General features: G+C 65.0%; 26 protein-coding genes. 18 read left to right on the top strand and 8 right to left on the bottom strand.

Going from position 1 to position 25,089, the window contains the following annotated elements:
* Window positions 1-246: 246 nt before the first annotated feature.
* Genes XH84_RS01380 through XH84_RS01370 form a run of 3 tightly spaced genes read left to right on the top strand, consistent with a single transcriptional unit; the run spans window position 247 to window position 3,044 of the window.
* On the top strand, window positions 247-1,296 hold the full coding sequence (locus XH84_RS01380) for an aromatic ring-hydroxylating dioxygenase subunit alpha (protein ID WP_128916541.1): 1,050 nt from the start codon (window positions 247-249) through the stop codon (window positions 1,294-1,296).
* 3 nt (window positions 1,297-1,299) lie between these two features.
* A complete protein-coding gene (locus tag XH84_RS01375; protein WP_128916542.1) occupies window positions 1,300-2,052 on the top strand; it encodes a GntR family transcriptional regulator in 753 nt (250 codons plus the stop codon).
* A gap of 11 nt (window positions 2,053-2,063) precedes the next feature.
* On the top strand, window positions 2,064-3,044 hold the full coding sequence (locus tag XH84_RS01370; RefSeq protein ID WP_128916543.1) for a PDR/VanB family oxidoreductase: 981 nt from the start codon (window positions 2,064-2,066) through the stop codon (window positions 3,042-3,044).
* Between the two features lie 200 nt (window positions 3,045-3,244).
* Here XH84_RS01370 and XH84_RS01365 read toward each other — a convergent pair whose 3' ends face one another.
* Window positions 3,245-5,206 (bottom strand): putative bifunctional diguanylate cyclase/phosphodiesterase, encoded by a 1,962-nt coding sequence (locus tag XH84_RS01365; protein WP_128916544.1) that lies wholly within the window; start codon window positions 5,204-5,206, stop codon window positions 3,245-3,247.
* Between the two features lie 372 nt (window positions 5,207-5,578).
* Between XH84_RS01365 and XH84_RS01360 the strand changes: the two genes are divergently transcribed.
* Together XH84_RS01360 and XH84_RS01355 are read left to right on the top strand one after the other, a co-directional pair.
* On the top strand, window positions 5,579-5,866 hold the full coding sequence (locus XH84_RS01360) for a hypothetical protein (RefSeq protein ID WP_128916545.1): 288 nt from the start codon (window positions 5,579-5,581) through the stop codon (window positions 5,864-5,866).
* 24 nt (window positions 5,867-5,890) lie between these two features.
* Window positions 5,891-6,133, top strand: a complete 243-nt coding sequence (locus XH84_RS01355) for a hypothetical protein (RefSeq protein ID WP_128916546.1) — start codon at window positions 5,891-5,893, stop codon at window positions 6,131-6,133.
* A gap of 6 nt (window positions 6,134-6,139) precedes the next feature.
* Here XH84_RS01355 and XH84_RS01350 read toward each other — a convergent pair whose 3' ends face one another.
* On the bottom strand, window positions 6,140-6,505 hold the full coding sequence (locus XH84_RS01350; protein WP_128916547.1) for a nuclear transport factor 2 family protein: 366 nt from the start codon (window positions 6,503-6,505) through the stop codon (window positions 6,140-6,142).
* A gap of 100 nt (window positions 6,506-6,605) precedes the next feature.
* Here XH84_RS01350 and XH84_RS01345 point away from each other — a divergent pair, with 100 nt between their 5' ends.
* Genes XH84_RS01345 through hemC form a run of 3 tightly spaced genes read left to right on the top strand, consistent with a single transcriptional unit; the run spans window position 6,606 to window position 9,881 of the window.
* The gene (locus XH84_RS01345) at window positions 6,606-7,196 is read left to right on the top strand and encodes a TetR/AcrR family transcriptional regulator (RefSeq protein ID WP_128916548.1); all 591 of its coding nucleotides are present in this window, start codon (window positions 6,606-6,608) and stop codon (window positions 7,194-7,196) included.
* A 54-nt stretch (window positions 7,197-7,250) separates the two neighbouring features.
* Window positions 7,251-8,876: a GMC family oxidoreductase gene (locus XH84_RS01340; protein ID WP_128916549.1), complete on the top strand. Its 1,626-nt coding sequence runs from the start codon at window positions 7,251-7,253 to the stop codon at window positions 8,874-8,876.
* Between the two features lie 24 nt (window positions 8,877-8,900).
* Window positions 8,901-9,881 carry a hydroxymethylbilane synthase gene (gene hemC / locus XH84_RS01335; RefSeq protein ID WP_128916550.1) on the top strand — a complete coding sequence of 327 codons (981 nt, stop codon included), beginning with the start codon at window positions 8,901-8,903 and terminating at the stop codon, window positions 9,879-9,881.
* 255 nt (window positions 9,882-10,136) lie between these two features.
* Here hemC and hemE read toward each other — a convergent pair whose 3' ends face one another.
* Window positions 10,137-11,171 carry a uroporphyrinogen decarboxylase gene (gene hemE, locus XH84_RS01330; protein ID WP_128916551.1) on the bottom strand — a complete coding sequence of 345 codons (1,035 nt, stop codon included), beginning with the start codon at window positions 11,169-11,171 and terminating at the stop codon, window positions 10,137-10,139.
* Between the two features lie 106 nt (window positions 11,172-11,277).
* Here hemE and XH84_RS01325 point away from each other — a divergent pair, with 106 nt between their 5' ends.
* Together XH84_RS01325 and XH84_RS01320 are read left to right on the top strand one after the other, a co-directional pair.
* Window positions 11,278-11,493 (top strand): hypothetical protein, encoded by a 216-nt coding sequence (locus XH84_RS01325; RefSeq protein WP_164935878.1) that lies wholly within the window; start codon window positions 11,278-11,280, stop codon window positions 11,491-11,493.
* A gap of 172 nt (window positions 11,494-11,665) precedes the next feature.
* Entirely contained in the window at window positions 11,666-13,570 is a 1,905-nt protein-coding gene (locus XH84_RS01320) for a sensor domain-containing diguanylate cyclase (RefSeq protein WP_128916553.1), read from the top strand.
* Between the two features lie 21 nt (window positions 13,571-13,591).
* Here the strand turns inward: XH84_RS01320 and XH84_RS01315 are convergent, their stop codons facing one another.
* Together XH84_RS01315 and trhO are read right to left on the bottom strand one after the other, a co-directional pair.
* Window positions 13,592-13,810 carry a SlyX family protein gene (locus tag XH84_RS01315; protein ID WP_128916554.1) on the bottom strand — a complete coding sequence of 73 codons (219 nt, stop codon included), beginning with the start codon at window positions 13,808-13,810 and terminating at the stop codon, window positions 13,592-13,594.
* Window positions 13,800-14,567 carry an oxygen-dependent tRNA uridine(34) hydroxylase TrhO gene (gene trhO / locus XH84_RS01310; protein ID WP_128916555.1) on the bottom strand — a complete coding sequence of 256 codons (768 nt, stop codon included), beginning with the start codon at window positions 14,565-14,567 and terminating at the stop codon, window positions 13,800-13,802. Before trhO ends, XH84_RS01315 begins: the two co-directional genes overlap by 11 nt.
* Before the next feature lie 196 nt (window positions 14,568-14,763).
* Here trhO and ggt point away from each other — a divergent pair, with 196 nt between their 5' ends.
* The 5 genes from ggt (at window position 14,764) to XH84_RS01285 (ending at window position 20,972) form a co-directional block, all read left to right on the top strand.
* On the top strand, window positions 14,764-16,350 hold the full coding sequence (ggt, locus tag XH84_RS01305) for a gamma-glutamyltransferase (protein ID WP_128916556.1): 1,587 nt from the start codon (window positions 14,764-14,766) through the stop codon (window positions 16,348-16,350).
* 166 nt (window positions 16,351-16,516) lie between these two features.
* On the top strand, window positions 16,517-17,131 hold the full coding sequence (locus tag XH84_RS01300) for a (2Fe-2S)-binding protein (protein WP_128916557.1): 615 nt from the start codon (window positions 16,517-16,519) through the stop codon (window positions 17,129-17,131).
* 4 nt (window positions 17,132-17,135) lie between these two features.
* Complete coding sequence (locus XH84_RS01295) at window positions 17,136-18,152, top strand: FAD binding domain-containing protein (RefSeq protein ID WP_128916558.1); 1,017 nt, start codon at window positions 17,136-17,138, stop codon at window positions 18,150-18,152.
* 2 nt (window positions 18,153-18,154) lie between these two features.
* Entirely contained in the window at window positions 18,155-20,446 is a 2,292-nt protein-coding gene (locus XH84_RS01290; protein ID WP_128916559.1) for a xanthine dehydrogenase family protein molybdopterin-binding subunit, read from the top strand.
* Between the two features lie 61 nt (window positions 20,447-20,507).
* Window positions 20,508-20,972: an FKBP-type peptidyl-prolyl cis-trans isomerase gene (locus XH84_RS01285; RefSeq protein WP_018323238.1), complete on the top strand. Its 465-nt coding sequence runs from the start codon at window positions 20,508-20,510 to the stop codon at window positions 20,970-20,972.
* 168 nt (window positions 20,973-21,140) lie between these two features.
* On the opposite strand, the gene XH84_RS01280 is transcribed toward XH84_RS01285, so the two are convergent.
* Complete coding sequence (locus XH84_RS01280; RefSeq protein WP_128916560.1) at window positions 21,141-21,359, bottom strand: CsbD family protein; 219 nt, start codon at window positions 21,357-21,359, stop codon at window positions 21,141-21,143.
* A 128-nt stretch (window positions 21,360-21,487) separates the two neighbouring features.
* Between XH84_RS01280 and XH84_RS01275 the strand changes: the two genes are divergently transcribed.
* The 3 genes from XH84_RS01275 (at window position 21,488) to XH84_RS01265 (ending at window position 23,095) form a co-directional block, all read left to right on the top strand.
* On the top strand, window positions 21,488-22,021 hold the full coding sequence (locus XH84_RS01275) for a cupin domain-containing protein (protein WP_128916561.1): 534 nt from the start codon (window positions 21,488-21,490) through the stop codon (window positions 22,019-22,021).
* Window positions 22,022-22,136: 115 nt separating this feature from the next.
* Window positions 22,137-22,565, top strand: coding sequence for a VOC family protein (locus XH84_RS01270; RefSeq protein ID WP_128916562.1), 429 nt, complete (start codon window positions 22,137-22,139; stop codon window positions 22,563-22,565).
* A gap of 41 nt (window positions 22,566-22,606) precedes the next feature.
* On the top strand, window positions 22,607-23,095 hold the full coding sequence (locus XH84_RS01265) for a VOC family protein (protein ID WP_128916563.1): 489 nt from the start codon (window positions 22,607-22,609) through the stop codon (window positions 23,093-23,095).
* 121 nt (window positions 23,096-23,216) lie between these two features.
* On the opposite strand, the gene XH84_RS01260 is transcribed toward XH84_RS01265, so the two are convergent.
* Window positions 23,217-24,371, bottom strand: coding sequence for a hypothetical protein (locus XH84_RS01260; protein ID WP_164935879.1), 1,155 nt, complete (start codon window positions 24,369-24,371; stop codon window positions 23,217-23,219).
* Between the two features lie 2 nt (window positions 24,372-24,373).
* A complete protein-coding gene (locus XH84_RS01255; RefSeq protein ID WP_164935880.1) occupies window positions 24,374-25,075 on the bottom strand; it encodes a FecR family protein in 702 nt (233 codons plus the stop codon).
* Between the last annotated feature and the right edge of the window lie 14 nt (window positions 25,076-25,089).

The following is a 25,089-nucleotide window of genomic DNA, read 5'->3' as shown; positions in this document are numbered from 1 at the left end:
ATGCCCGGGCTTGTCCCGGGCATCCACGTTCTTCGTGCCGGACGACAAGCGCGTGGATGGCCGGGACAAGCCCGGCCATGAGGGCTGCTGAGGGGTTGCCTCCCCCTGCTGACCCATCTACGCAAGATAAGATGTATACATTATGTGCCATATAGGTATTTAGATAGGTGTAATAAGGCCTTGAACAATTCTTTCTCTCCGTTATTGTATACATAACGCATACATAAAGCCGTGGGAGTGAGACCGATGACAAAACCCTTCCCGATGAACGCCTGGTACGCCGCCGCCTGGGATGCCGAGGTGAAGCCGGCACTGCTGCCGCGGACGATCTGCGGCAAGCATGTCGTGATGTATCGCAAGGCCGATGGCTCCGTCGCTGCGCTCGAGGATGCCTGCTGGCATCGCCTGGTGCCGCTGTCCAAGGGCCGGCTCGAAGGCGACACCGTCGTCTGCGGCTATCACGGTCTGAAGTTCAACGCGCAGGGGCGCTGCACCTTCATGCCCTCGCAGGAGACCATCAACCCGTCGGCCTGCGTGCGCTCCTATCCTGTGGTCGAGCGCCACCGCTACATCTGGCTCTGGATGGGCGATCCCGCGCTGGCCGATCCCGCGCTCGTCCCCGACATGCACTGGAATCACGATCCGGCCTGGGCCGGTGACGGCAAGACCATCCACGTCAAATGCGACTATCGCCTCGTGCTCGACAATCTCATGGACCTTACCCACGAGACCTTCGTGCACGGCTCGTCCATCGGCAACGAAGCGGTCGCCGAGGCGCCGTTCGACGTCACCCATGGCGAGAAGACGGTGACGGTGACGCGCTGGATGCGGAATATCGAGCCGCCGCCGTTCTGGGCCAAGCAGCTCGGCAAGCCCGGCCTGGTCGATCGCTGGCAGATCATCCGTTTCGAAGCGCCCTGCACCATCGCGATCGACGTCGGCGTCGCGCCTGCTGGCACCGGCGCGCCGGAAGGCGACCGCTCGCAGGGCGTCAACGGCTTCGTGCTCAACACCATCACGCCGGAGACCGAGAAGACCTGCCACTATTTCTGGGCCTTCGTGCGCAACTACCAGCTCGGCGAGCAGCGCATCACGTCCGAGATCCGCGAGGGCGTCTCCACCATCTTCCGCGAGGACGAATTGATCCTCGAAGCGCAGCAGCGCGCCATGGACGAGAACCCGGACCGCATCTTCTACAACCTCAATATCGATGCCGGCGCGATGTGGTCGCGCAAGCTGATCGATAGGATGGTGGCGAAGGAAAGCGCACCGCCGCGCCTTCAGGCCGCGGAGTAGGTCATGGCCGAGCGTGAAGTCGACCGCTCCGTCTCGCAGACCGTGAAGGCGCAGCTCGCGCTGCGCGACCAGATCCTGTCGGGCGCCTTGCGCCCGGGCGAGCGCATCTCCGAGCTCCAGGCGGTGGAAACCACCGGCGCCTCACGCACTCCGGTGCGCATGGCGCTGGTGCGCTTGGAAGAGGAGGGCCTGCTGGAGGCGATCCCGTCCGGCGGCTTCATGGTGAAGGCGTTTTCGGAGCGCGACATCTCCGATTCCATCGAGCTGCGCGGCACGCTGGAAGGCTTGGCGGCGCGCTTCGCGGCCGAGCGCGGCGTCTCCGCGCGCGAGCTCGAGCCGCTGAAGGAGTGCTTGGCTGCGATCGACGAATTGCTGCGCCAGGTGCCGATCTCGATCGAGGCCTTCTCGTCCTATGTCACGCTGAACGCGCGCTTCCACGCGCTGCTCACCGAATTGTCGCGCAGCCCGCCGCTGATCCGCCAGATCGACCGCGCCTCGGCGTTGCCGTTCGCTTCGCCAAGCGGCTTCGTGATGGCGCAATCGGCCTTGCCCGAGGCGCAGCAGATCCTGATCATCGGGCAGGAGCACCATCGCGTCGTGATCGACGCGATCGAGAACCGCGAAGGCGCGCGCGCCGAAGCCATCATGCGGGAGCATGCACGGCTCGCGGTGCGGAATTTGCGCCTCGCGTTGCGCAACCGCACTCATCTCGACCTCTTACCGGCGCTCGCGCTGATCAAGTCCGCAACCGACTGAGGGCAATCATCATGCGCTTCATCGAAACCTGGACTCCGGCGACGCTCGTATCGACGCGCGATCTCGCCCCCGGCATCCGTGAATTCCTGATCCGGCCCGATCAGTTTGACGGCGCGGCCTATCCGGTCGGCAGCCACATCAACGTCAGCGTGACCATCGACGGTCTGCCGGAGACGCGGTCTTATTCGCTGGTTGGTGAGGCCTCCGCGGCCGGCTTCAAGATCGCCGTGCGTCGTGCCGGGGATTCCCGCGGCGGCTCGCGCTACATGTGGCAGCTCGCACCGGGCGCGCGGCTCGATATCACGCAGCCGGCCTCGCTGCTCGCGGTGGACTGGTCCCGCGAAAGCTATTGTCTGATCGCCGGCGGCATCGGCATCACGCCAATCCTCGGCGCCGCGCAGGCGCTGGCGCGGCGCGGCGCCGACGTCACGCTGCATTATGCGGTGCGCTCGCGGAGCGAGGCCGCATATCTCGACGATCTCGCCGCGCTGCTCGGCGATCGCCTGGTTGTTCATGCCGGCGACGAAGGCCGGCGGCTCGACCTCGAGGCCCTGTTCGCCTCCGTCCCGAAAGGCGCGCTGGCGCTGTTCTGCGGCCCGATGCGCATGCTCGATGCCGCGCGCCAAGCCTGGATTGGGGCCGGCCATCCGCTGACTGAACTTCGCTACGAGACCTTCGGCTCCAGCGGCACGCTCCCGACCGAGACATTCCGTGTGCGCTTGAAGGGCTCCGATGTCGAGCTGGAAATCCCGCGCGAGCGCTCGATGCTGGATGTGCTTAACGCCAGCGGTCACGACGTGATGTCCGACTGCAGGCGCGGCGAATGTGGCCTGTGCGCCATCGACGTGGTAGAGGTCGACGGCGAGATCGACCACCGCGACGTCTTCTTCAGCGATCATCAGAAAGAGACCAACCAGAAGATCTGCGCCTGCGTTTCCCGCGCACGGGGCACCATCACGGTGGACACGCTGCTGCGGGCGGATGCGATTTAAGCGAGCTCCGAAGTCTGTCAGGAGTACTGGGCGGCGCCGCGGGCTCCGCCTCTCCCGCTTGCGGGAGAGGTGGCGCCGAAGGCGCGGGTGAGGGCTCTCTCCTCTAGGGGGCTCTCTGCGGAGGCACCCTCTCCCAATCCTCCCCCGCAAGCTGGGGAGGGCGCGCCTCCCGTGTCGTCGGCACCAAGGCTCAATTCCGCCTATGCCGCGAACGTCGCCCGATACTTCTTCGTCTCCAGCAGCGCCAGCACACCATCCGCCGACACCGGCCGGCTGATCAGATAGCCCTGAACCTCGTCGCAATTGATCTGCCTGAGATATTCGAGCTGGTCGGCGGTCTCCACGCCTTCGGCGACCACGCTAATGTTGAGGTCGCGCGCAAGGCCGATCACCGATTTCACGATGGCCGCGCAGTCGGGCTGCACCAGCATGTCGCGGATAAAGGACTGGTCGACCTTGATGCGGCTGAACGGCAGCTTGCGCAGATAGGTGAGGGAGGAGAAGCCCGTTCCGAAATCGTCCAGCGCCACGGTGACGCCGAGCTGCAGCAGCGCGTTCAGGACCGGCTCGGCCGAGCCGTATTTCGACAGCAGCATCGATTCCGTGATCTCGATCTCGAGCCGGTGCGGGGCAATCTTCGCGTCGCGGAGCGCCTGCACGATGACCTGGAGGATGCCGGCGTTGTGAAACTGCGCTGCGGAGAAGTTCACGGCGATCCTGATCTCGTCAGGCCACTTGGCAACCATTGCGCAGGCGCGGCGGATGACCCATTCGCCGATCTCGTGGATCAGCCCGGTCTCCTCCGCGATCGGGATGAATTCGCTCGGCGGCACCAAGCCGCGCCCAGGATGTTGCCAGCGCAGCAGCGCCTCGAAGCCGGTGATCCGGCTTCCGTCGAGATCGAGGAACGGCTGGAACACGAGGAACAGCTCGTTTCGCGCGATCGCGCCTTCGAGGTCCGATTGCAGCGCCTTGCGATCGCGTGACACCCTGTCGTCGCTTGCCTCGAAGAAACGGACCGTGCCAGATCCCGCCTTCTTGGCGCGGTAGAGCGCGGCGTCGGCGTTCTTCATGATGTCAAGCGGCACGGTGCCGTCGCGTGGCGCCAGCACGATGCCGACGCTGGTCGCGCCCGCGATCTGCCGGCCTTCGATGCGGAACGGCTCGTCGAAGGCCGCGACGAAGCGTTCGGCGATCTCGAGCGCATCTTCCGGGCGCGCCAGATTGGCCATCACCAGCGCGAACTCGTCGCCGCCGATGCGCGCGACATGCTCGGCGGCGCGCGTGCAGCGTTGCAGGCGGCTTGCGACCTGGACCAGGAATTCGTCGCCAGCGGGATGGCCGAACTTGTCGTTGACCTCCTTGAAACGATCGAGATCGAGCAGGAGCACCGCAAACTCCTCGCCGGACAGCGCCAGCCGCTTCAGCGCAGCCTCGAGCGTCTCGTTGAAGGCGACGCGGTTGGGCAGGTGGGTCAGAGGATCGAGGCGCACCGTGCGCTCCGCCTCGATCTGCTGCGTGACGCGCCGCGCGAACGAGAATGAATTGACGAACACGCCGCGGATCAGCACGCTGCCATAGACCACGACGAGGAAGGCGATCAGGAGAAAGGCCAGATCGCCGTTCCTGCCGAGGCAGATGGCGATCCCGACGAAGATCGGGGCGGTGAAGGCGATGGCCGCGATCGGGATGGTGGCGAAGGCGAGTGCGCCGCCGGCCAGCATGCCCGAGCACAGGCAGGTGATGACGAGCTGGCCGCCGGTCGAAGCGTCGGTGAAGAAGGCGACGGGGACGATGCCCCAGGCGGCACCGAGGACGAAGGCGTTTCGCACCAGCCGATGCATGGCGCGGCGCGAGACGAATTGCGGCTTGGTGATGCGGCGCCCGGCGCGGGATTGCAGACCGAACCCGATGGCGGCGCTGGCGACGGCGGTCGCCCATATCAGGGCGGAGATTCTATCCGGCGATTGCCACAATGCGATCGCGAGCACGATGGCGTTGCAGGCATTGGCGAGCATGATGCCGACCGAATAGCCGAGCACGAGCGACATCTGCTCGGCGCGGATATGGCCGGCCACGGCTTCGTCCGTCGCGGGACCGCCAAAGGCCGACAGATCGCCGGCGAACATCCGCGCGACATAGCTGGTCGTTTGAGTCCGCATTTCAGAGCCTGCAGCATGGGCCGCTTGTCCGGCCCGATCGGAAGAATTCGCCGCAAACCTTTGACGAACTATGAATTATCCTTAGCTGCGGCAGCCGGCGCGGCCACTTCTGCGTGTTCAAGTCGTTGCATCGCTAACAAATCGATACAAATGCGCGGCGATGGCCCTATGCCTGGGTATCTTGGTTCACGCATGAGGCCGGCGGGCCTAGCCAGAGGTCCGAGTTGGGCCAAATCGGTTCAGATCCGCACGTTGCGCCGCCGACCTGGGGCCTGCAAACGCGCTGCAGCGCAGCTACGGAACAACGTTACATCTGCGAAACTGACGGAACAAATTCTGTCGTCAGTCTTTCTCGGCCTTTGGGAGGTGCACATGACTTCTCAGGCCATAGAAGGCGCGTGTGCGTTCGCTTGGCGGAACTACCTGCTGCTCCACAGCGGCATCAGCGAGAACGACAACAGGCGTTCCGCACTCCATCGCTACGTCACCAACCTCCGCGATACCGGCGAAGATAATTTCGATCTCCTGCAAATAGCGGCAGTCGCTTACTTGAAAAAACTTGATGAATTGCATGACGACCGAAGTGCGAGACTCGCGGCAGATCAGGTCTTGGCCGAGTGTTTGGAATCACGCAGTGCACAACCGACACGTAGGTCATGACACTGGATCGAAGGAGCAAACGACATGGCAGACAAAACCGCTAACGCAGATCGTTTCGCGCGCAATCCCCAAGGGGGCATTACCGCGGCGACGGCCATCGGCATGAACGCCTTGAAGCCGATCATGAACTTTCAGATCTCAATGCTGAGGATGTGGGCGGATAGTATCGAGAGGTTCGCCGGCAATTACGATAAGGGGCTGGAGGAGACCACGATCTCCGGAGACGAACAGCCGGACGAACGGTCGGGCAAGGAACGCGCCGCGTAAGCAGCGTCAGCGCCCCAGCTGCTTCGGGTCATAGTAAAAGCGTTCCTCGACCAGCTTGTCGCCGCGCCAGGTTTGCCACGCGATCTCGTCCAGCGTCCGCGTGACGCCTTCGGCATTGGTGAAGCTGAAGGTCCAGCGTGTGGCGACATGGTCGCCCTCGATCAGGCTCGGACCGATGCGTGCCGCCTTGACCTCCTTGGTCGCCGCCAGCACGCCGCGCTCTTTCGCTACCAGTTTTTCCCGCCCGACCGTCGGGGCGGCGTTGTTCTCGTAGGTTGCGGCATCCGGCGCATAGAAGTGTTCGATCGCGCCGATGAAATCCCCGGCCTCCAGGCGCCTGGCAAACGCTTCGACGATGTCACTGTTCGGCATGGCGCACCTCAGGATAAAAACCGACTTATAGTCGGTAAATACCGACTGGTGGTCGAAAAGTCAACTGGCGGCCTGAGCGCGATTGGATTAGACGAGACTCATGGCGAAGCAGGCGGAGCGGCGGGCCGCGACATTGGAGGCGATCCTGACGGCGGCGCGCCGCCTGTTCGGGACGAAAGGCTTTGCCGCCACCACCATGGATGAGATCGCGGATGGAGCCCGCATCGCCAAGGGCGCGGTCTATCACCACTTCAAGACCAAAGAGGCGGTGTTCGAGGCCGTGTTCGATCAGGTCTCGCGCGACCTCGTCGTCGAGATCGACGGTGCCGCCCGCGCCGAGAAGGACGTGCTTGCCGCGATGGTCGCCGGCACCCAGCATTACTTCGCCGCGACCGCGAACGGCCCGACCGGCCAGATCATCCTGCACGATGGCCCGGCGGTGCTCGGCTGGGAGCGCTGGCGCGAGATCGACGCAAAGCACTTCGGCGGCAAGCTCCCGCGCGCGCTGTCCGCGGCGATGGACGCCGGCCTGATCGCGCGACAGCCGGTCGAGCCCTTGGCGCGGCTGCTGCTTGGCGCGGTCACGGAGGCCGCCGTCGCCTGCGCCGGTCGGGCCGATATCGCAAGGGCGGGCGCGGAATATGCCCGTGCGTTCAAGTCGCTGGTCGAGGCGCTGCGCGCCGCTGCATGATTGTGCTAGTGACGATACGGAAACGCCCCGCACCAACAAGAAGAACAGTAGCGCATGAACGCAAACTCCGCCCTTACGCCATCCGATCCCGAATTCGATTACATCATCGTCGGCGCCGGCTCCGCCGGCTGCGTGCTTGCCAACCGGCTCTCTGCGAACGGCAAGCACAGCGTCCTGCTGCTCGAGGCTGGCCCAAAGGATACCAACATCTGGATCCACGTGCCGCTCGGCTACGGCAAGCTGTTCAAGGAGAAGAGCGTCAACTGGATGTACCAGACTGAGCCCGAGCCCGAGCTGAAGGGCCGCAAGGTGTTTCAGCCGCGCGGCAAGACGCTGGGCGGCTCGAGCTCGATCAACGGTCTGCTCTATGTCCGCGGCCAGCACGAGGATTACGACCGCTGGCGCCAGCTCGGCAACACCGGCTGGGGCTATGACGACGTGCTGCCCTATTTCAGGAAGGCCGAGAACCAGTCGCGCGGCGCCGATCAATATCACGGCACGGACGGGCCGCTGCCGGTCTCTAACATGATCGTCACCGACCCGCTGTCGAAAGCCTTCATCGACGCCGCGGTCGAGACCGGTCTGCCCTACAACCCTGATTTCAACGGTGCCACGCAGGAAGGCGTCGGCCTGTTTCAGACCACGACGCGCAACGGCCGCCGCGCCTCGACCTCGGTGGCCTATCTCGGCCCCGCCAAGGCGCGCAGCAATCTCAGGATCGAAACGGGCGCGCTCGGCCAGCGCGTGCTATTCGAGGGCCGCCGCGCCGTTGGCGTCGAATATCGGCAAGGCGCGAACGTACGCCGCGCCCGGGCGCGGAAGGAAATCGTACTGTCGAGCGGCGCCTACAACTCGCCGCAGCTGTTGCAGCTCTCCGGCGTCGGTCCCGCTGATCTCTTGCGCAAGCACGGCATCGACGTGGTGCTGGACGCAGCCGGTGTCGGTCACGACCTCCAGGACCACATGCAGGTCCGCATCGTCATGCGCTGCTCGCAGAAGATCACGCTCAACGACACCGTCAATCATCCACTCCGCCGCACCATGGCGGGCGCGCGCTATGCGCTGTTCCGCAAGGGCTGGCTGACGATTGCCGCCGGCACGGCCGGCGCGTTCTTCAAGACCAGCCCGCGGCTGGCCTCGCCCGATATCCAGGTGCATTTCCTGCCGTTCTCGACCGACAAGATGGGGGAGAAGCTGCACGATTTCTCCGGTTTTACGGCCTCGGTGTGCCAGCTCCGTCCCGAGAGTCGCGGTTCCCTGCGCATCCGGAGCGCCGACCCGACGGTGCCGCCTGAGATCCGCATCAACTACATGTCGGCCGAGACCGACCGCGCCACCAACGTCGAGGGCATCAAGATCCTGCGCAAGATCCTAAATGCGCCGGCGCTGAAGCCGTTCGTGGTCAGCGAGTACGACCCCGGGGCGAAGGTATCCACGGATGCCGAAATACTGGATTATTGCCGCGAGCGCGGCAGCACCATCTACCATCCGACCTCGACCTGTCGTATGGGCAACGACGCGCTCGCGGTGGTCGATCAGCGGCTGAAGGTGCGGGGCCTCGAAGGCCTCCGCGTCGTCGACGGCTCGATCATGCCGGACCTCGTCTCGGGGAACACCAACGCGCCGATCATCATGATCGCCGAAAAGGCCTCCGACATGATATTGGAGGATGCGCGGTAATTCGCGGCTCGAAAGGACAATTGCTTGGCCACGCGACTGAAGATCGGCACCCGCAAGAGCGCGATGGCGCTGGCACAGACGGAAGAGATCGCGCGCCGCCTGACCGCTGCCGTGCCCGGTCTCGATGTCGAGATCGTCAAGTTCGACACCACGGGTGATCTCGACCAGACCAGCAAGCTGCTGCCCCACGGCGGCAAGGGCGGCGCCTTCGTGGCGCAGATCCGGGCCGCCGTGCTATCAGGGGAATTGCAGGCGGCGATGCACTCGCTGAAGGACATGCCCGGCAACGAGGATACGCCCGGCCTCGTCATCGGCGCCACGCTGTCGCGCGATCCGCCGACCGACGCTCTGGTGCTGCGCGACGGCGTGACATTGCAGGCGCTGCGTCAGTCCGGCGGCAAAGGGTTCAAGATCGGCACCAACGCCGTGCGCCGTGCCGCCTATGCGCGCCGATTGTTTCCGGATGTCGAAGTCATCCACTTCCGCGGCGCGGCCGATACGCGGGTGCGCAAGCTCGATAATGGCGAGAAGCAGCGCCTGCCGGATGGCGGCACCGTGGGGCCGGCCGATGCGCTGATCATGGCGCGTTCGGGGCTCGACCGTGTCGGCCTCGCCGGCCGCATCGGCTACGAATTCACAGCGGCGGAGATGCTGCCCGCGGCGGGGCAGGGCATCGTCGCCGTCGAATGCGCGGCGCAGGACTGGCAAACGCGAAAAATCCTGTCATCGATCGACGATCCCGCCGCGCATGCCTCTGCGGATGCCGAGCGCGAAGTACTGTGGGTGCTGAACGGCCACTGCAATTCGCCGGTGGCGGGCTTCTCGACCATCGCGGGCGATCGGATGTCGCTGACCGCGTCCGTGCTCGACCTCTCCGGCAACACCATCATCGAGGCTTCGCGCGAAGGTCCCGCCAATCGCCCGCGCGAGCTAGGCCGTGCGGTAGGTCTTGATCTCTTGATGAAGGGCGCCGCCGAGATCATCGAGCGCAGCCGGCTGCGCTGAGCCTCATTGCGAAAACACCGCGCCTGTTTTGCCCGACGTGTCAAACGCGGGTCAGAGCCGCCTCATGCCGGCCCAGCTTTTTCAATGACTTGTCTATTGTGCATGGGGTTGTTTTCGCGTTTTCATGTTTGAGCCGACCTCAACAGCTCGTCATGCCCGGGCTCGTCCCGGGCATCCACGTTCTTCGTGCAGCGTGGCAAGGCGTGGATGGCCGGGACGAGCCCGGCCATGACGATGCGGACAGACCGTCCGCGATCAGCCCCGCACGCGCTTGATCATCTGTTCGACATGGGCGATCGGCGTTTCCGGCTGGATGCCGTGGCCGAGGTTGAAGATCAGGCGCCCTTGCGCAAAATTGGCCAGCACGTTGTCGACCGCGCGGTCGAGCGCGGCACCGCCCGTGATCAACACCAGCGGATCGAGATTGCCCTGCACGGCGACCTTGCTCTGCACGCGCTCGCGGATGAAGGCCGGCTCCGCGGTCCAGTCGATGCTGACCGCATTGACGCCGGTCGCCTCGACATAGGCGGGCAGCAGCGCGCCGGCGCCGCGGGGGAAGCCGATGATTTTCGCATCGGGCACCTTGGCCCGCACGCCCTCGACGATGCGCCGCGTCGGCTCGACCGACCAGCGCGCGAATTCGGTCGGCGGCAGCACGCCGGCCCAGGTGTCGAAGATCTGCAAGGCGTTGGCGCCGGCGTCGAGCTGGGCCAGCAAATACTGAATGGAGTTGTCGACCAGCACGTCGATGATTTCAGCGAACGCCTCCGGATGCCGGTAGGCCATCATCCGTGCCGGCGCCTGGTCGGGCGTGCCCTGGCCTGCGACCATATAGGTCGCGACCGTCCACGGCGCGCCGCAGAAGCCGATCAACGCGATCTTCGGGTCCAGAGCGCTGCGCACGAGCTTGAGCGCCTCGAACACCGGCTCGAGCTTGCCGAAGTCGGCGCGCGGCGCCAGCGTCGCGACCTTGGCGGGATCATCCAGCGGATCCAGCCGCGGGCCCTCGCCGACCTCGAACCGTACCGAGCGCCCGAGCGCGTAGGGGATCACCAGGATGTCCGAGAAGATGATCGCGGCATCGAAGCCGAACCTTCGGATCGGTTGCAGCGTCACCTCGGCCGCAAGCTCCGGGTTGAAGCAGAGATCGAGGAAGCCGCCGGCCTTGGCGCGCACCTCGCGATATTCCGGCAAATAGCGGCCGGCCTGCCGCATCATCCACATGGGCGGGATGCTCTGGCGCTGACCGGAGAGCACGTCGATGAAGGGCTTTTTTGCAGACTGGGGCACGAATGGTCCTGAACAGGGTTATCGCCCCTGATACACCGCCTCGGCCCTCAGCGGAACAGGGGAACCAGCGCAACAGGGCCGCGTTGACCAGCCGATGGAGGAGATCATGGCTGAGAGATTCAATCCTGCGCCGCATGACAAGCACGCCGACGATCTGCGTGAAGCGCTCGCCGCCGACCGGCAGTCCAAGCTCGATGCCGGGCTCAGGGATACGTTCCCAGCGTCTGATCCCGTGAGCGCGGCGCAGCCGACGCCCTCGAAGGCCGATGCGGAGGCGGACAGTCCCTCGCTCTGGGACAAGGTCAAGGCGATCTTCAGCTAGCGCGAGGCACGCCGGATTCCGATAGGCTCGCTAATATCTTGTTAGCGATGCGCTGATTGCGGCCTCCGTAGGACTACCGGGAACGGGCGGATTCGCCGCGTATTCCAGTAGGGATTTCAGAGTTCACTAACAGAAGCGGCAGAGGTTCCGGAACATCGGAGACCCCTGCCGCATGAGCGCTGCAACCCAACGAACCGGATGGAGCCGTCTGCCGCTGCGCGCGGCGGCGTTTGTCGTGCTGACCTGCGCGACCATCCTCGGCGTCAGCGGCTGGCGCGAATGGGCTGCGCGCGATGCAGTGCTCAGGGGCGCCGAGGCCGAGATGGCGAACGTCGCCCGGTCGCTGACCCAGCATGCCGAGGACAGCCTCGATCTGCTGGATTCCGGTGTCGTCGGCGTCGTCAGCCGGCTTGAGATGGACGGCACGGCACCGGCCACGATCGCCAAGCTGCGCACCCTGCTGGAAGTACGCAAGAAGGCCGTTGAGCGCATTCACAGCCTCGCCATCATCGACGACCAGGGCAATTGGCTGACCTCGCCTGGCACGATCGGCTCGACGCTCAGCGACGATGCGTTCTTCCGCTATCATCAGCTCTCCCCGAAACGAGAGCCCCATGTCGGCCGTCCCGTAAAGAGCCTCTTGGACGGCGAATGGGTCGTCACCCTGTCGCGCCGCTTCAACAAGCCCGACGGCAGCTTCGGCGGCGTGGTGCTCGCGACCATCAGTTCAAGATATCTTTCGCATTTCTATGAGCAGTTCGAGATCGGCCGCAACAGCTCGGTGTCGCTCACGCATGGCGACGGCCTGATGATCGCGCGCAATCCCAGCAACGAATCATTCGTCGGACACAGCGTTGCCGACAAGCCGTTGTTCCGCGACGCCGGCCTGCAACGGCCGAGCGGCGCCTATCATTTCAAGTCGCCGCTGGACGGTGTCGAGCGTGTCAGCTTCTTCAAGCGCAGCAGCCGTTTCCCGCTCCTTCTGCTCGCCACTGTCGACAAGGAGGAGTTGCTTGCGCCTTGGCGCGCCGCGGCCGTCTCCCGCATGCTCTACGTGCTCGCGCTGGTGATGCTGATCGCGGTGATCGGCGCCGTGCTGGTGCGGCAGCTCCAGCGCGGCCAGAGAATGGCTGCGGCCCTGATCGAGAAAGAGGCGCATTTCCGCCTGCTCGCCGAAGGCTCCAGCGACATGGTGACCCGCATCGGGCTCGACGAGCGGCTGCGCTATGTCTCGCCCTCGTCCGTGCGCGTGGTCGGCTGGCGCGCCAGCCAGTTGATCGGCACCCCGGCACTGGCTGGCATCAATCCGGAGGATCTGCCGGCGGTCCAGGCCATCGTCGACGCCATGAAGCGCGGCGAGCGGGAGGAGGCGCGCCTCACCTACCGCAACTCGACCCGGCAGAACGGCGAAGTCTGGCTGGAATCGACCATGCGGGTGACGCGCAAGGACAACGGCCGCGTCGACGGCGTGGTCGCGATCTCCCGTGACATCACCGAGCACAAGAAGCTGGAAACCAGGCTCGAGACGCTGGCGATCGAGGACAGCCTCACCGGCCTTGCCAACCGCCGCCGCTTCGATGAGCGGTTGAAGGAGGAATGGGCGCGGGCCTATCGCGACCGCTCCAGCCTCGCTTTGCTGATGATCGATGTCGATCATTTCAAGGCCTATAACGACGAATACGGCCACCCCGCGGGCGATGCCTGCCTGCGTGTGGTCGCAAAGATCATCGCGGCCGAGACGCAGCGCGCCGGCGATCTGGCGGCGCGCTATGGCGGCGAGGAATTCGCCATGCTGCTGCCGAACACCGATGCCGACGGCTGCGCCCTGGTCGGCGACCGGATCCTCAAGGCCATTCACGAGGCCGGCCTCGTTCATGGCAGCAATCTGGCGTCTGGATGTGTCACCGCCTCGGTCGGCGGTGCGACTTGCCGGCCGGCGCTGGAGCGCACGGCCGGCGTGACCTCGCTGGTTGAGGCTGCCGACCGGGCGCTCTATGCCGCCAAGGAGGCAGGCCGCGACCGGCTGATGATGTCCGGCGAGCTCATGAATTTGATGCCCCGGGCGTCCGGTCAGTAGGACGCCGGGGGGGACCAGAGCTCAGTAATGCGGCGGAGGCTCGTTGGCAGGTCCGGGCGCATTGACCTCGGCCTCCTGCAGCCGCTCGCCGAGCTCCGCGATCTTCCGCGTCAGCACGTCGATCTGCTTCCACTGCGCGGTGATGGTCTGGTTCAGCGTCTCGATCGTGTCGTCCTGATAGGCGAGGCGCGTCTCCAGCGTGTCGATGCGCTCGCTCAGCGTCTTGATGTCATTCGTCACGCGTTGCGTCCTTATTCCGTTCGCGCAGACCGTGGCCGAGCGCGACGCGCTCGTCGAACACGAAGCATTCGCCGCGCCAGCGGCTCTGCGCCTCCGGCACCTCTTCCAGATATTTGAGGATGCCGCCTTTGAGGTGATAGACCTCGGCAAAGCCGCGCGCGAGCAGATGCGCGCTCGCCTTCTCGCAGCGGATGCCGCCGGTGCAGAACATCGCGATCCTGCGGTGCTTTGCCGGGTCGAGCTTGATTGCGGCAAAATCCTTGAACTGGCCAAAGCTCCTGATGCCGGGGTCGATCGCGCCCTCGAACGTGCCCATCGCCACCTCAAAGGCGTTGCGGGTGTCGAGCAGCAGCGTGTCGGGCGCAGAGATCAGCGCGTTCCATTCGCTCGCATCGACGTAGGTGCCGACCTGACGGGTCGGATCGGCAGCCGCATCGCCGAGCGTGACGATCTCCTTCTTCAACCGCACTTTGAGCCGCCCGAACGGCATGGCTTCGGCGGTCGAGAATTTCAATTCGAGATTGTCGAGCCTGCCGCCGAACATGCCGCCGCGCGCCAGCTCATGGGCGAGGGCGGTAATCGCCTCCGGCGCGCCGGCGAGGGTGCCGTTGATGCCCTCCTGCGCCAGCAGCACGCTGCCCTTCAGCTCAAGGTCGGCGCAGAACGCGCGCAGGGGCTCGCGCAGCTCGCGGTAATCCGGGAGGGCGGCGAATTGGTAGAAGGCGGCGACCTTGGTAACCGAATTCGGATCAGACATGGCGGCTCGTTTAGCAGGCGACCGCCGCTCGGAAAACCCACATGCCGCCGGCCTCGAAGGTCTATACGCCCAGCGGATGGCAGCCATTTCTCTGGTATGCCAGCATTGCCGAGGGCCGCGGGAATGTGTCATGTAGACCCGGTTTTTCCCGAGATGGCGCGCCACCTGCGCCCACGCCAAGAAAGCAAGAAATTCGATGAGAAACTTCCATTTCCCCGGCAGGTCCACGGTCCACGCCACCAACGCTATGGTTGCGACCTCGCACCCGCAGGCCTCGCTCGCGGCGATCGAGGTGCTGCGTGAGGGCGGCACGGCGGTGGACGCGGCCGTGGCGGGCTCGGCGGTGCTCGGCGTGATCGAGCCGCAATCGACCGGTATCGGCGGAGACTGTTTTGCGCTGGTCCAGCCGCGCGGCGAGGGCAAGATCGTCGCCTATAACGGCTCCGGCCGCGCGCCGAAGGCGGCGAGCGCCGACTGGTATCTCGAACGCAAGATCAACTCCGTGCCGCTGACCTCGGCGCATGCGGTCTCGATCCCCGGCGTGGTCGATGCCTTCGCCACCGTCTTGCGCGATCACGGCAAGTTCGGCTTCGACCGCCTGCTCCAGCCCGCGATCAAGGCAGCCGAGGAAGGTTACGTCGTCGCGCCCCGCGTCGCCTTCGACTGGAAGAACCAGTTCGAGAAACTGAAGGCCGGCACCAACACCGCCCGCTACCTGTTGCCGGGCGGCAAGCCGCCGGTGGCCGGCGACGTCATCCGTCAGCCCGAGCTCGGCAAGACTCTGCGCGCGATCGCCAAGGACGGCCGCGATGCCTTCTACAAGGGCCCGATCGCGGAAGACCTGGTCGAGACTCTGCGTGGGATCGGCGGCCTGCACACGCTCGACGATTTCGCCGCGCATACCACCGAGACGACGACGCCGATCGGCACCATGTACAAGGGCTATGATTTCTGGCAGTGCCCGCCGAACGGCCCGGGCGTCACCGCGCTCTTGATGCTCAACATTCTGTCGCGCTTCGATCTGACCAAGTACGCGCCCGTCAGCGTCGAGCGTTTCCATCTCGAGGCGGAAGCCGCGCGCATCGCCTACATGAACCGCGAGATGCATGTCGCCTCTCCCGAGCACATGAAGATCAACGTCGCCGAGATGCTCGAGAAGGGTTTTGCCGACGAGTACATCAGCAAGATCCGCATGGACGGCATGCTCGACCTGCCGAACGTCGCACCGCCGATGAATCCGTCGACGATCTACATCACCGTCGTCGACAAGGACCGCAACGTCTGCTCGTTCATCAACTCGGTCGCGCATTCCTTCGGCTCGGCCATCGTCTCGAACAAGACCGGCGTCCTGTTCCAGAACCGCGCCGGCGGTTTCCGCATCCAGCCGGGTCATCCCAACTGCATCGAAGGTGGCAAGCGCCCGCTGCACACGATCATGCCGGGTCTGCTGACCAAGGGCGGCCGCTCCGTGATGCCGTTCGCCGTGATGGGCGGACAGTACCAGCCGACCGGCCAGACCCATCTGTTGACCAACATCCTCGATTACGGCTGCGACGTGCAGGAGGCGATCGACATGCCGCGCGGCCTGCACTACGAGGGCCAGTATCAGCTCGAGGACGGCGTGCCGGCCGCAATCGTCCAGGGCCTGCAGAAGCTCGGCCACAAGACCACCAGCGTGGTTGGTCCGCTCGGCGGCGCCCAGGCGATCTGGATCGATTGGGACAAGGGCACGCTCACCGGCGGTTCCGATCCGCGTAAGGACGGCTGCGCGTTGGGTTATTGATCGCCAGCGCTAGTTCCCCGCGCGAGATCAGGAAAAGTTGACGAAGGGCGATGCGGCATTTGCCGCATCGCCCTTTCCCGTTCGGAACGGAGCTCATTGCTTCAGGTTAAGGGGCGATGAGCGGTGCAGGCGTGCGCTGCTTTGAAGATCAGCGGCGGAGGCGTCGATGTCCGATTCATCAAGTTCCAAACAATCAGCATTCGATCGGCGCGCCTTCATGGCGGGGGCGGCCGGCAGTGTACTCGTCCCGATCACGGCGCGCGCGGCCGCAGAGGAGGCCAGGGCCCCAGCTGCACAGGATCCGGCACTTCCCGTCGACGTCACGTTGCGCGTCAACGGCAAGGACAAGCGCCTGCACGTCGACGCACGAACTACGGTGCTCGATGCGCTGCGCGACCATCTCAAGCTCACGGGGAGCAAGAAGGGCTGCGACCACGGCCAGTGCGGCGCCTGTACGGTGCTGATCGACGACCGGCGGGTGGTGTCGTGCCTGACGCTCGCGCTCGCGGCCGAGGGGCAGGAGATCACGACGATCGAGGGCCTCGCTACCGACGATCGCCTGCATCCGATGCAGCAGGCCTTCATCGACAACGACGCGTTCCAGTGCGGCTATTGCACGCCCGGCCAGATCATGTCCGCAATTGCCTGCGTCAAGGAGGGCCATGCCAAGAGCGAGGCCGACATCCGCGAATATATGAGCGGAAATATCTGCCGCTGTGCCGCCTATCCCAACATCGTCGCGGCGGTAAAGCAGGCCGCGCCCGAGATCATGAAAGGCTAGGCGCATGCGACCGTTTTCATATCAAAGGGCAACAGACCCTGATACGGCCGTGCAGGCGCTCAGCGCCGCTGCGGCCGCGAACAATCCGCTGACCCAGGCCCGCGCGCAGCCGCTCGCCGGCGGCACCACGCTGATCGATTTGATGAAGCTCGACGTGATGCGGCCCGCCGCGCTCGTCGACATCAATCCGCTCGCACGCGACTGGTCGGCGATTGAGCCCAAGGGCGACGGCGTGCGCCTCGGCGCGCTCGCGAAGATGTCGGATGTTGCCGCGCACGATGAGATCCAGCGCAATTATCCGGTCATCGCCAATTCCCTGAAGCTGGCGGCCAGCGCCCAGTTGCGCAACATGGCGACGCTCGGCGGCAACGTGATGCAGCGAACGCGTTGCAGCTATTTCCGCGACGTGTCCTACGAGAATTGCAACAAGCGCAATCCCGGCTCCGGCTGCGCCGCCATGGACGGCGTCAACCGCATGCATGCGGTGCTCGGCGTTTCCGACCAGTGCATCGCGACCTATCCCGGCGATTTCGCGCAGGCGCTGATCGCTCTGGATGCAATCGTCGAAATCACCGGAAAATCCGGTGCCCGCAGCCTGCCCTTTGCCCAGCTGCACAAGACGCCCGGTAACACACCCGAGATCGAGACCACGCTGCAACCGGGTGAGCTGATCTCGGCGTTCTCCATTTCCGGACGCTGGCCCCGTTCGGTGTATCTCAAGGCGCGCGACCGGCAGTCCTACGAGTTCGCGCTGTCCTCGGCGGCTGTCGCCCTCGACGTACAGGACGGCATGATCAGGGACGCGCGTGTTGCGCTCGGCGGCGTCGCCACCGTGCCCTGGCGGGCGCGCGAGGCGGAGGCGCTATTGAAAGGACAGAAATTCGATGACGGCCTGGCGCAGCGTGTTGCCGATGCCGCCTTCGCGGACGCCAAGGGGCGTCGGCAGAACAGCTTCAAGATCGCGCTCGGCAAGCGCGTCGTGGCACGTGCGCTCCAGCAGGCCGTAACGATGGAGATCTGATCATGACCGCTGCTGCTCCCGAGCCGAAGACGAACATGGGCCAGCCTGTGCCGCGCTATGACGCGGTCGTAAAGGTGACGGGACGCGCGACCTACGCGTCCGACATGCCGCTCGTCGACCCCGCCTATGCGTTCCTCGTCACCAGCGCCATCGCCAAGGGGCGGATCGACAGCTTCGATCTCGATGATGCCAGGCGTGTCCGCGGCGTGATCGATGTCGTCACCCACGAGAACGCACCGAAGCTGAAGGACTCGAAGCTCTTCAGCAATGGCGGCTATGCGGGCACGACGATCCAGCCGCTGAAGACGGCCGAGATCGCCCATGACGGCCAGATCATCGCGGTGGTCGTTGCCGAAACCTACGAGGCGGCGCGCGAGGCCGCCAACCGCGTCAAGGTCAGCTACACGGCCTCTGCGCCAACCGCGACCTTCGATTCGCCGGGGACGACCGTTGCGGCTGCGACGGGGCAGAATGCCCAGTTCAAGGAAGACCCGAAAGTCGGCGATTTCGCCAAGGCGTTCGACGAGGCCGAGGTCAAGCTGACCGCCTCCTACGAGACGCCGACCCAGCATCACAATCCGATGGAGCTGTTCTCGACGAGCTGCGCCTGGATGGGCGACGAGCTCGTCATCTACGAGCCAAGCCAGTTCGTCTACGGCCTGAAGTACGGCGTCGCCGAACAGCTCGGCATCGACGCCGACAAGGTGCGCGTGGTCAATCCCTATGTCGGTGGCGGCTTCGGCTCGCGCGGCTCGATGACGCCCCGCACCGCCATCATCGCCGGCATTGCCAAGCGCCTGAACCGGCCGGTCAAGCTGGTCCCGACCCGCGACCAGGGCTTTACCATCGCCACCTATCGTGCAGAGACCCGCCACGAGATCAAGCTCGGTGCGCGCCGCGACGGCAAGCTGGTCGCGCTCAGGCACGAGGGCGCCGAGGTGTCTTCACGGCCTGACGCCTATTGCGTCGGCGGCACCAAGACGACGACGCGGCTCTATGCCTGTCCGAATGTCGATAGTCTCGTTTCGATCGTTCGGGCCGACCGCAACACGCCCGGCTTCATGCGCTCGCCGCCGGAGGTGCCGTATCTGTTCGCGCTGGAAAGCGCCATGGACGAGCTCGCGGTCAAGCTGAACATGGATCCGGTCGAGCTTCGCCGCATCAACGACACCACCAACGAGCCCATCAGTGGCAAGCCCTACACCTCGCGCTCGCTGATGGCCTGTTTCGACGAGGCCGCCAAGGCGTTCGGCTGGGCGCAGCGCTCGCCTCAGCCGAAGTCGATGTCGGACGGGGATTGGCTGATCGGCTATGGCTGTGCCGCAACCTGCTATCCGACGCAGATGGGACCCGCCGCAGCACGCGTACGTCTGCAGCGCGACGGCCGCACCCGCGTCGAGATCGCCGGCCACGAAATCGGGACCGGCGCCTACACCGTCATTGCCCAGACTGCGGCCGAAAGGCTCGGCGTGCCGCTGGAGAAGGTCGCGGTCTTCATCGGCGACAGCGATCTGCCGCCGGCGCCCGTTGCCGGAGGCTCGAACTCCACGGCCAGCACCTGCTCCGTGGTGACGATGGTGTGCGATCAGATCCGGCAGCGCCTGTTCAAGGCGGTGATGCCCAGCCAAAGCCTGACGGACAAGGCCAAGGAGACCGTGGGCATCGGCCAGACGCCGGCCACGCAGGCGGCGAAGGGCGACCGGCCGCTCGACCTGGAGAAGGCGTTCGACGCGCTCGGTGTTGGCGTCGTCGAGGAATATGGCGAGTGGAAGCCGGAAGGCGCGCCGCTGGATTCCTTCCGCGCCATGCATAGCGGGCAGGTGCGGCTCGTGGGCGGTCACGCAATGAAGGACCAGATCGCCTATGCGTTCGGCGCGGAGTTCGTCGAGGTTCGCGTCAATCGCTTCACGCACGAGATTCGCTGCCCCCGCCTGGTCGGCGCCTTCGCTGCGGGCCGCATCATGAACCCGCGCACCGCGCGCAGCCAGCTGATGGGCGGGCTGATCTGGGGCATGTCGTCGGCGCTGCTGGAGGCCACCGAGATCGACGAACGCAATGCGCGTTACGTCAACGACAATCTCGCCGACTACCTCGTGCCCGTGAATGCGGACGTCGCCGACGTCGAGGTCATTCTGCTGTCGGAGCAGGATGACCACATCAATCCAGTCGGCGTGAAGGGTGTCGGCGAGCTCGCCAATGTCGGCACCAATGCGGCCATCTGCAACGCGATCCACCACGCCACTGGCCAGCGCATCCGCAAGCTCCCGGTTCGGCTGGAAAATATCGAGGTGTGAGGGGTGGAAACCCCACCCGCGTTGCGCTAGACACCTCCCGCCACAAACGGAAGGTGTCTTTATGCAGCGTTTCCAGCGCGCGCTCCTCACCCTGATGTCGGCGCTCGCGATCACCGTGATCGCAGGCGTGTCGCATTTCGTTTCCACCACGGCCTCGGCCCAGACCGCAGGAAAGACCATGACCACAGCTTCAGGCTTGCAGATCATCGATTCCACCGTCGGCACCGGCGCCTCGCCGCAGCCCGGCCAGATCTGCGTGATGCACTACACCGGCTGGCTCTATGAGAACGGCCAGAAGGGCAAGAAATTCGACAGCTCCGTCGATCGCAAGGAGCCGTTCGAATTCCCGATCGGCAAGGGCCGCGTCATCGCCGGATGGGACGAGGGCGTTGCCTCCATGAAGGTCGGCGGCAAGCGCACGCTGATCATCCCGCCGCAGCTCGGCTACGGCGCGCGCGGCGCCGGCGGCGTGATCCCGCCGAATGCGACGCTGATGTTCGACGTGGAATTGCTCGCGGTGAAGTAACTGACGTTTCCACGTCGTCATGCCCGGGCTTGTCCCGGGCATCCACGTTCTTATACCGCATGCGAAGACGTGGTTGGCCGGGACAAGCCCGGCCATGACGAAGTGAGCAAGACAAAACAAAAGGACCGGCCTTTCGGCCGGTCTTTTCGCTTTCAGCTTCTACGCGAGTCACTCCGCCGCGCGCTTTGCGGATGCCGCGGCGCGATCGATCGCGTCCTTGGCGGCGTCCTTGGCATCGCCCATGGCCTGCTGGCCCTTGCCCTTCACTTCCTGGACCGCGCCTTCGCCCTTCATGCGGTCGGAACCGGTGGCTTCACCGATGCCCTGCTTGGCCTTGCCGATCGCTTCGTTGGCGTTGCCCTTGATCTTGTCGGTCGTGCTGCCCATGAAACTCTCCTTGCATTTTGCTCGCAAAGGTAACGTCCCGCAGCTATGAGGGTTCCGATTTTGGTATGGCTCGCCGGCGCGGCTTCGGGTTAGTTTGCCGCGCACGGAACCAACAGAAAGCAAGTCCCATGACCGGCCATGACCATTCGCATTCCCACCATGACCATTCGCATTCCCACCATGACCACGATCACGACGATCGCTGGAAACATGACGGCGTGCGCGTCATTCCCGGCAATCAGCTCGATACCAACGTGCCGTCGACGGCCGGCATGGACCGCGCGGCCGCGATCAATTTCGCGCGCGTCGGCGCGCAGAAGTTGTGGGCAGGCACGGTCAGCATCAAGCCCGATGCCAAGACCGGCGCGCATCACCACGGCCATCTCGAAAGTGTCATCTACGTGGTGAAGGGCAAGGCGCGGATGCGCTGGGGCGAGAGCCTGCAATTCACTGCGGAGGCTGGCCCCGGCGATTTCATTTTCGTCCCGCCCTACGTGCCGCACCAGGAGATCAACGCGAGCCCCGACGAGGTGCTGGAATGCGTGCTGGTGCGAAGCGACGGCGAGGCCGTGGCGATCAACCTCGACATCGAACCCGTCGAGAAGCCCGAGACCGTGCTGTGGATCGATCCGGTGCATCGGGATCCGAACGAGAAGAAGTAAGACTGCCCTGGGGGGCGGCCGATCGTCCCCAGGGGCTGAAAAAATATCCGGAAGCGCTGTCGGATGGCTGTCGGCCCATCCGTCCTTGGGCAGAACCCCGCCCAAGGAGCTTCCGATGCCCAGGATGATCTTCCTCAATCTGCCAGTGACCGACCTCAAGCGCGCGACTGCCTTTTATGAGGCGATCGGCGCGACCCGAAACCCGCAATTCAGCGACGATACGGCGAGCTGCATGGTCTTTTCCGAGACCATCTACGCGATGCTGACGACCCACGACAAATTCCGTCAGTTCACGCCGAAGCCGATCGCCGATGCAAAGACTTCGAACCAGGCTCTGTTCTGCCTGTCCGCCGACACCCGCAACGAGGTCGACGAGATCGTCGGCAAGGCCGACGCCGCTGGCGGGGTGGCCGATCCCAGCCCCAAGGACGAATACAGCTTCATGTACGGCCGCAGCTTCGAGGATCCGGATGGCCACATGTGGGGCGTGAACTGGCTCGACATGGCGGCTGTCCCTCCGCAGCCCGCGATGGCCAATGCCTGACCGCCGTCCCCCGAACACTAAATCCAAGAGGAGCATTCACGATGCCTAAGGTCGTCCCCTGCATGTGGTTCAACGGCGATGCCGAGGAAGCCGCGAAGTTATACACCGCGCTCGTGCCGAATTCGGCAATCACGCACGTCCAGCGCAACGTCTCGGACGGTCCATCCGGCAAGGAAGGCTCCGTGCTGGTCGTCGAGTTCACGGTGGCCGGGCAGCCCCTGGTCGCGCTCAACGGCGGCATGAAGATGGAGTACACCCACGCCATCTCGCTGATGATCCATTGCGACGACCAGACCCAGGTCGATAGCGTCTGGAATGCCTTCCTCGCTCATGGCGGCAAGGAAGAGCAGTGCGGCTGGCTCAGGGATCGCTGGGGCGTGGCCTGGCAGGTGGTGCCGAAGGTGATGTTCGAATTCCTGTCGAGCCCGGACAGGGCGGCGGCTGCACGCGCGATGCAGGCGATGATGAAGATGGTGAAGCTGGATGTCGACGCGTTGCGGCGCGCGTTCGAGGGCAAGTCGGCGGCGTGAGCCGACACAGGTGTCGTAGGGTGGGCAAGGACGCTCTTGCGCCGTGCCCACCATCCATCCCTGCGTGAGGGAGTTAGTGGGCACGCTTCGCTTTGCCCACCCTACGAGACCGCGCCTGCAGCTAATAATTGATCCTTAGCCCGACGCCGCCGTGGATGGTGTTGCCCACCGGCTGCGGGCCCAGCGTGCCGTTGGCGAAGAGATCCACGATCCAGCCCTTTTGCACGCGGAAACCGAGGCGGCCGCCATATTCGAACCAGCCCTGGTTGCCCATGGTCGGCACCACCACGCCGTTGCCGGTCACGGTGGCGACGATGCCGCTGTGGCTTGCGAACGACTGCACCCAGCCACCGTTGACATTGGTCTCGATGTTGCTGCCGAACAGATGCGTCCACTGCCCGCCGATCTTGACCAGGCTGGTGCGGTCGGTGCCGGTCGCGATAGTGGCGTCGAATGGATTGAATGCCACCGCATTGTCGCTATAGCCGGACACGCGCTGCCAGAGCTGCCAGACCTCGATCGAGGCTGCGACTTCGTCGCGCGGTGACACGCGGCTGATCCAGCCGGCGCGGCCGTAGACCGCGTAGTTCGAGGCGTTGGTCGAGCTCGTCACGCTCACCGGGCCGAGGCTGGTGTCGTAGCTGCGGGTGTAGCGCGCCTTCTCCCACGGCGTCAGGATCGTGCCGACGTCGAAGAACGGACGCGACGAGCCCCAGTCGGTGAAGTCATAGCGCAGCGCGAAGGCGCCGATCGGTGCGCTCGTGATCTTGTAGCCGCCCTCGTTGTATTGCGTGTAGGCGATGCCGGCGAGCAGCGACAAATTGTTGGTCAATTCCTTGCGGCCGTGGATGCCGGCCGAGAACGAGCCGGCCGAGCCGAATGCGCTGATGCAGTCGCTGCAATTGACCTGCTCGTTGACGCCGAGCAGCACCGTGCCGAGCACCCGGTTGGTGATCATCTGGTTGAAGCGCTGGCCCGCGAGACCGCCGATCGAATTGCCGCTGGAATCTGCGCCGGTCGGCGTCGGGCTCGGTGATGGACTTGGACTCGGCGAGGGCGAGGGCGAGGGATAGGGGCTCGGCGAAGGAGAGGGCGAAGGAGAATATGTCGGCGTTGGGGACGGTGAATAGCTCGGGTCAGGCGTCGGCTCGCCGCATTCGATTTCGCAGGTCCCCTGAGCCGCCGCTGGACGAATCTCAAGTGCGACAAACGCAAGCGCAGCGACCACGGTCAGCAGGCCGGTGAGAACGAAGAGCCGAAAGTTGAATTTCGCCATCGTCAGCGCCCGCACAGCATGCCGTCGTCATGGACGGCGGGCGTGATGGTCGGCGAGGCGTCGGCATACTGGTTCACCGCGCACAGCCCGGCACTTGCGGCGCAGTTGGCGGCGAAGGTCCAAGGCGGCGAGTTGGTTTTGGTGATGCTGACCTTGCCGCCGGTCGAGGTGATGATTGCAGTGTCGCCCGGCTGGGTCAGCTGCACGCACTGGAAGCTCGTCGTGCAGACGCTGGCCGCGCCGTCCTGAAGCACGACGACGGAGCGTCCGCGCTGCGAGAGGATGTCGAGCGTGGTACCGCGCACGCCGATGGTCGCAAGCGGCGTCGTGATCTTGTAGGCGGTCTTCTCGGAGTGTCCGGTGACGAAACGGAATGCGCCCGTGGTCATGCGGATCGCGACGTCGCGATAGCTGTGCTCGTCGTTGAAGACGGTGCGGTCGAGCTTCAGCGTGGCGCTGGGACCGAGTGACAGATTGGTGCTGTCGGCCATCACGAAGCGCGCAGCGCTGTCGGCGCCGGTGCGCACGGTCTCGTCGCGCAGCATGCTGTCGCCGACATTGATCGGCGTGGTGGCCGCGGCGACGCGCACCACCTCGTTCCGGATCACGACGGCTTCGCCGATGCGCGTCTGCGCCATTGCGCAGGGCGCGGCGCCGAGTGCCGCCGACAACAGGGTGGGGAAAAGCCAGAAACGCAAATTCATTTCGCAACCGATCG

Source organism: Bradyrhizobium nanningense (assembly GCF_004114535.1).
GTDB lineage: Bacteria > Pseudomonadota > Alphaproteobacteria > Rhizobiales > Xanthobacteraceae > Bradyrhizobium > Bradyrhizobium nanningense.
This window is presented reverse-complemented; position numbering and strand designations above follow the sequence as displayed.

Bases quoted from the DNA above. Each gene is read 5' to 3' on its own strand.
- XH84_RS01380 (WP_128916541.1), top strand. From the start codon at position 247: ATGACAAAACCCTTCCCGATGAACGCCTGGTACGCCGCCGCCTGGGAT.
- XH84_RS01375 (WP_128916542.1), top strand. From the start codon at position 1,300: ATGGCCGAGCGTGAAGTCGACCGCTCCGTCTCGCAGACCGTGAAGGCG.
- XH84_RS01370 (WP_128916543.1), top strand. From the start codon at position 2,064: ATGCGCTTCATCGAAACCTGGACTCCGGCGACGCTCGTATCGACGCGC.
- XH84_RS01365 (WP_128916544.1), bottom strand. From the start codon at position 5,206: ATGCGGACTCAAACGACCAGCTATGTCGCGCGGATGTTCGCCGGCGAT.
- XH84_RS01360 (WP_128916545.1), top strand. From the start codon at position 5,579: ATGACTTCTCAGGCCATAGAAGGCGCGTGTGCGTTCGCTTGGCGGAAC.
- XH84_RS01355 (WP_128916546.1), top strand. From the start codon at position 5,891: ATGGCAGACAAAACCGCTAACGCAGATCGTTTCGCGCGCAATCCCCAA.
- XH84_RS01350 (WP_128916547.1), bottom strand. From the start codon at position 6,505: ATGCCGAACAGTGACATCGTCGAAGCGTTTGCCAGGCGCCTGGAGGCC.
- XH84_RS01345 (WP_128916548.1), top strand. From the start codon at position 6,606: ATGGCGAAGCAGGCGGAGCGGCGGGCCGCGACATTGGAGGCGATCCTG.
- XH84_RS01340 (WP_128916549.1), top strand. From the start codon at position 7,251: ATGAACGCAAACTCCGCCCTTACGCCATCCGATCCCGAATTCGATTAC.
- XH84_RS01325 (WP_164935878.1), top strand. From the start codon at position 11,278: ATGGCTGAGAGATTCAATCCTGCGCCGCATGACAAGCACGCCGACGAT.
- XH84_RS01320 (WP_128916553.1), top strand. From the start codon at position 11,666: ATGAGCGCTGCAACCCAACGAACCGGATGGAGCCGTCTGCCGCTGCGC.
- trhO (WP_128916555.1), bottom strand. From the start codon at position 14,567: ATGTCTGATCCGAATTCGGTTACCAAGGTCGCCGCCTTCTACCAATTC.
- ggt (WP_128916556.1), top strand. From the start codon at position 14,764: ATGAGAAACTTCCATTTCCCCGGCAGGTCCACGGTCCACGCCACCAAC.
- XH84_RS01300 (WP_128916557.1), top strand. From the start codon at position 16,517: ATGTCCGATTCATCAAGTTCCAAACAATCAGCATTCGATCGGCGCGCC.
- XH84_RS01295 (WP_128916558.1), top strand. From the start codon at position 17,136: ATGCGACCGTTTTCATATCAAAGGGCAACAGACCCTGATACGGCCGTG.
- XH84_RS01290 (WP_128916559.1), top strand. From the start codon at position 18,155: ATGACCGCTGCTGCTCCCGAGCCGAAGACGAACATGGGCCAGCCTGTG.
- XH84_RS01285 (WP_018323238.1), top strand. From the start codon at position 20,508: ATGCAGCGTTTCCAGCGCGCGCTCCTCACCCTGATGTCGGCGCTCGCG.
- XH84_RS01280 (WP_128916560.1), bottom strand. From the start codon at position 21,359: ATGGGCAGCACGACCGACAAGATCAAGGGCAACGCCAACGAAGCGATC.
- XH84_RS01275 (WP_128916561.1), top strand. From the start codon at position 21,488: ATGACCGGCCATGACCATTCGCATTCCCACCATGACCATTCGCATTCC.
- XH84_RS01270 (WP_128916562.1), top strand. From the start codon at position 22,137: ATGCCCAGGATGATCTTCCTCAATCTGCCAGTGACCGACCTCAAGCGC.
- XH84_RS01265 (WP_128916563.1), top strand. From the start codon at position 22,607: ATGCCTAAGGTCGTCCCCTGCATGTGGTTCAACGGCGATGCCGAGGAA.
- XH84_RS01260 (WP_164935879.1), bottom strand. From the start codon at position 24,371: ATGGCGAAATTCAACTTTCGGCTCTTCGTTCTCACCGGCCTGCTGACC.
- XH84_RS01255 (WP_164935880.1), bottom strand. From the start codon at position 25,075: ATGAATTTGCGTTTCTGGCTTTTCCCCACCCTGTTGTCGGCGGCACTC.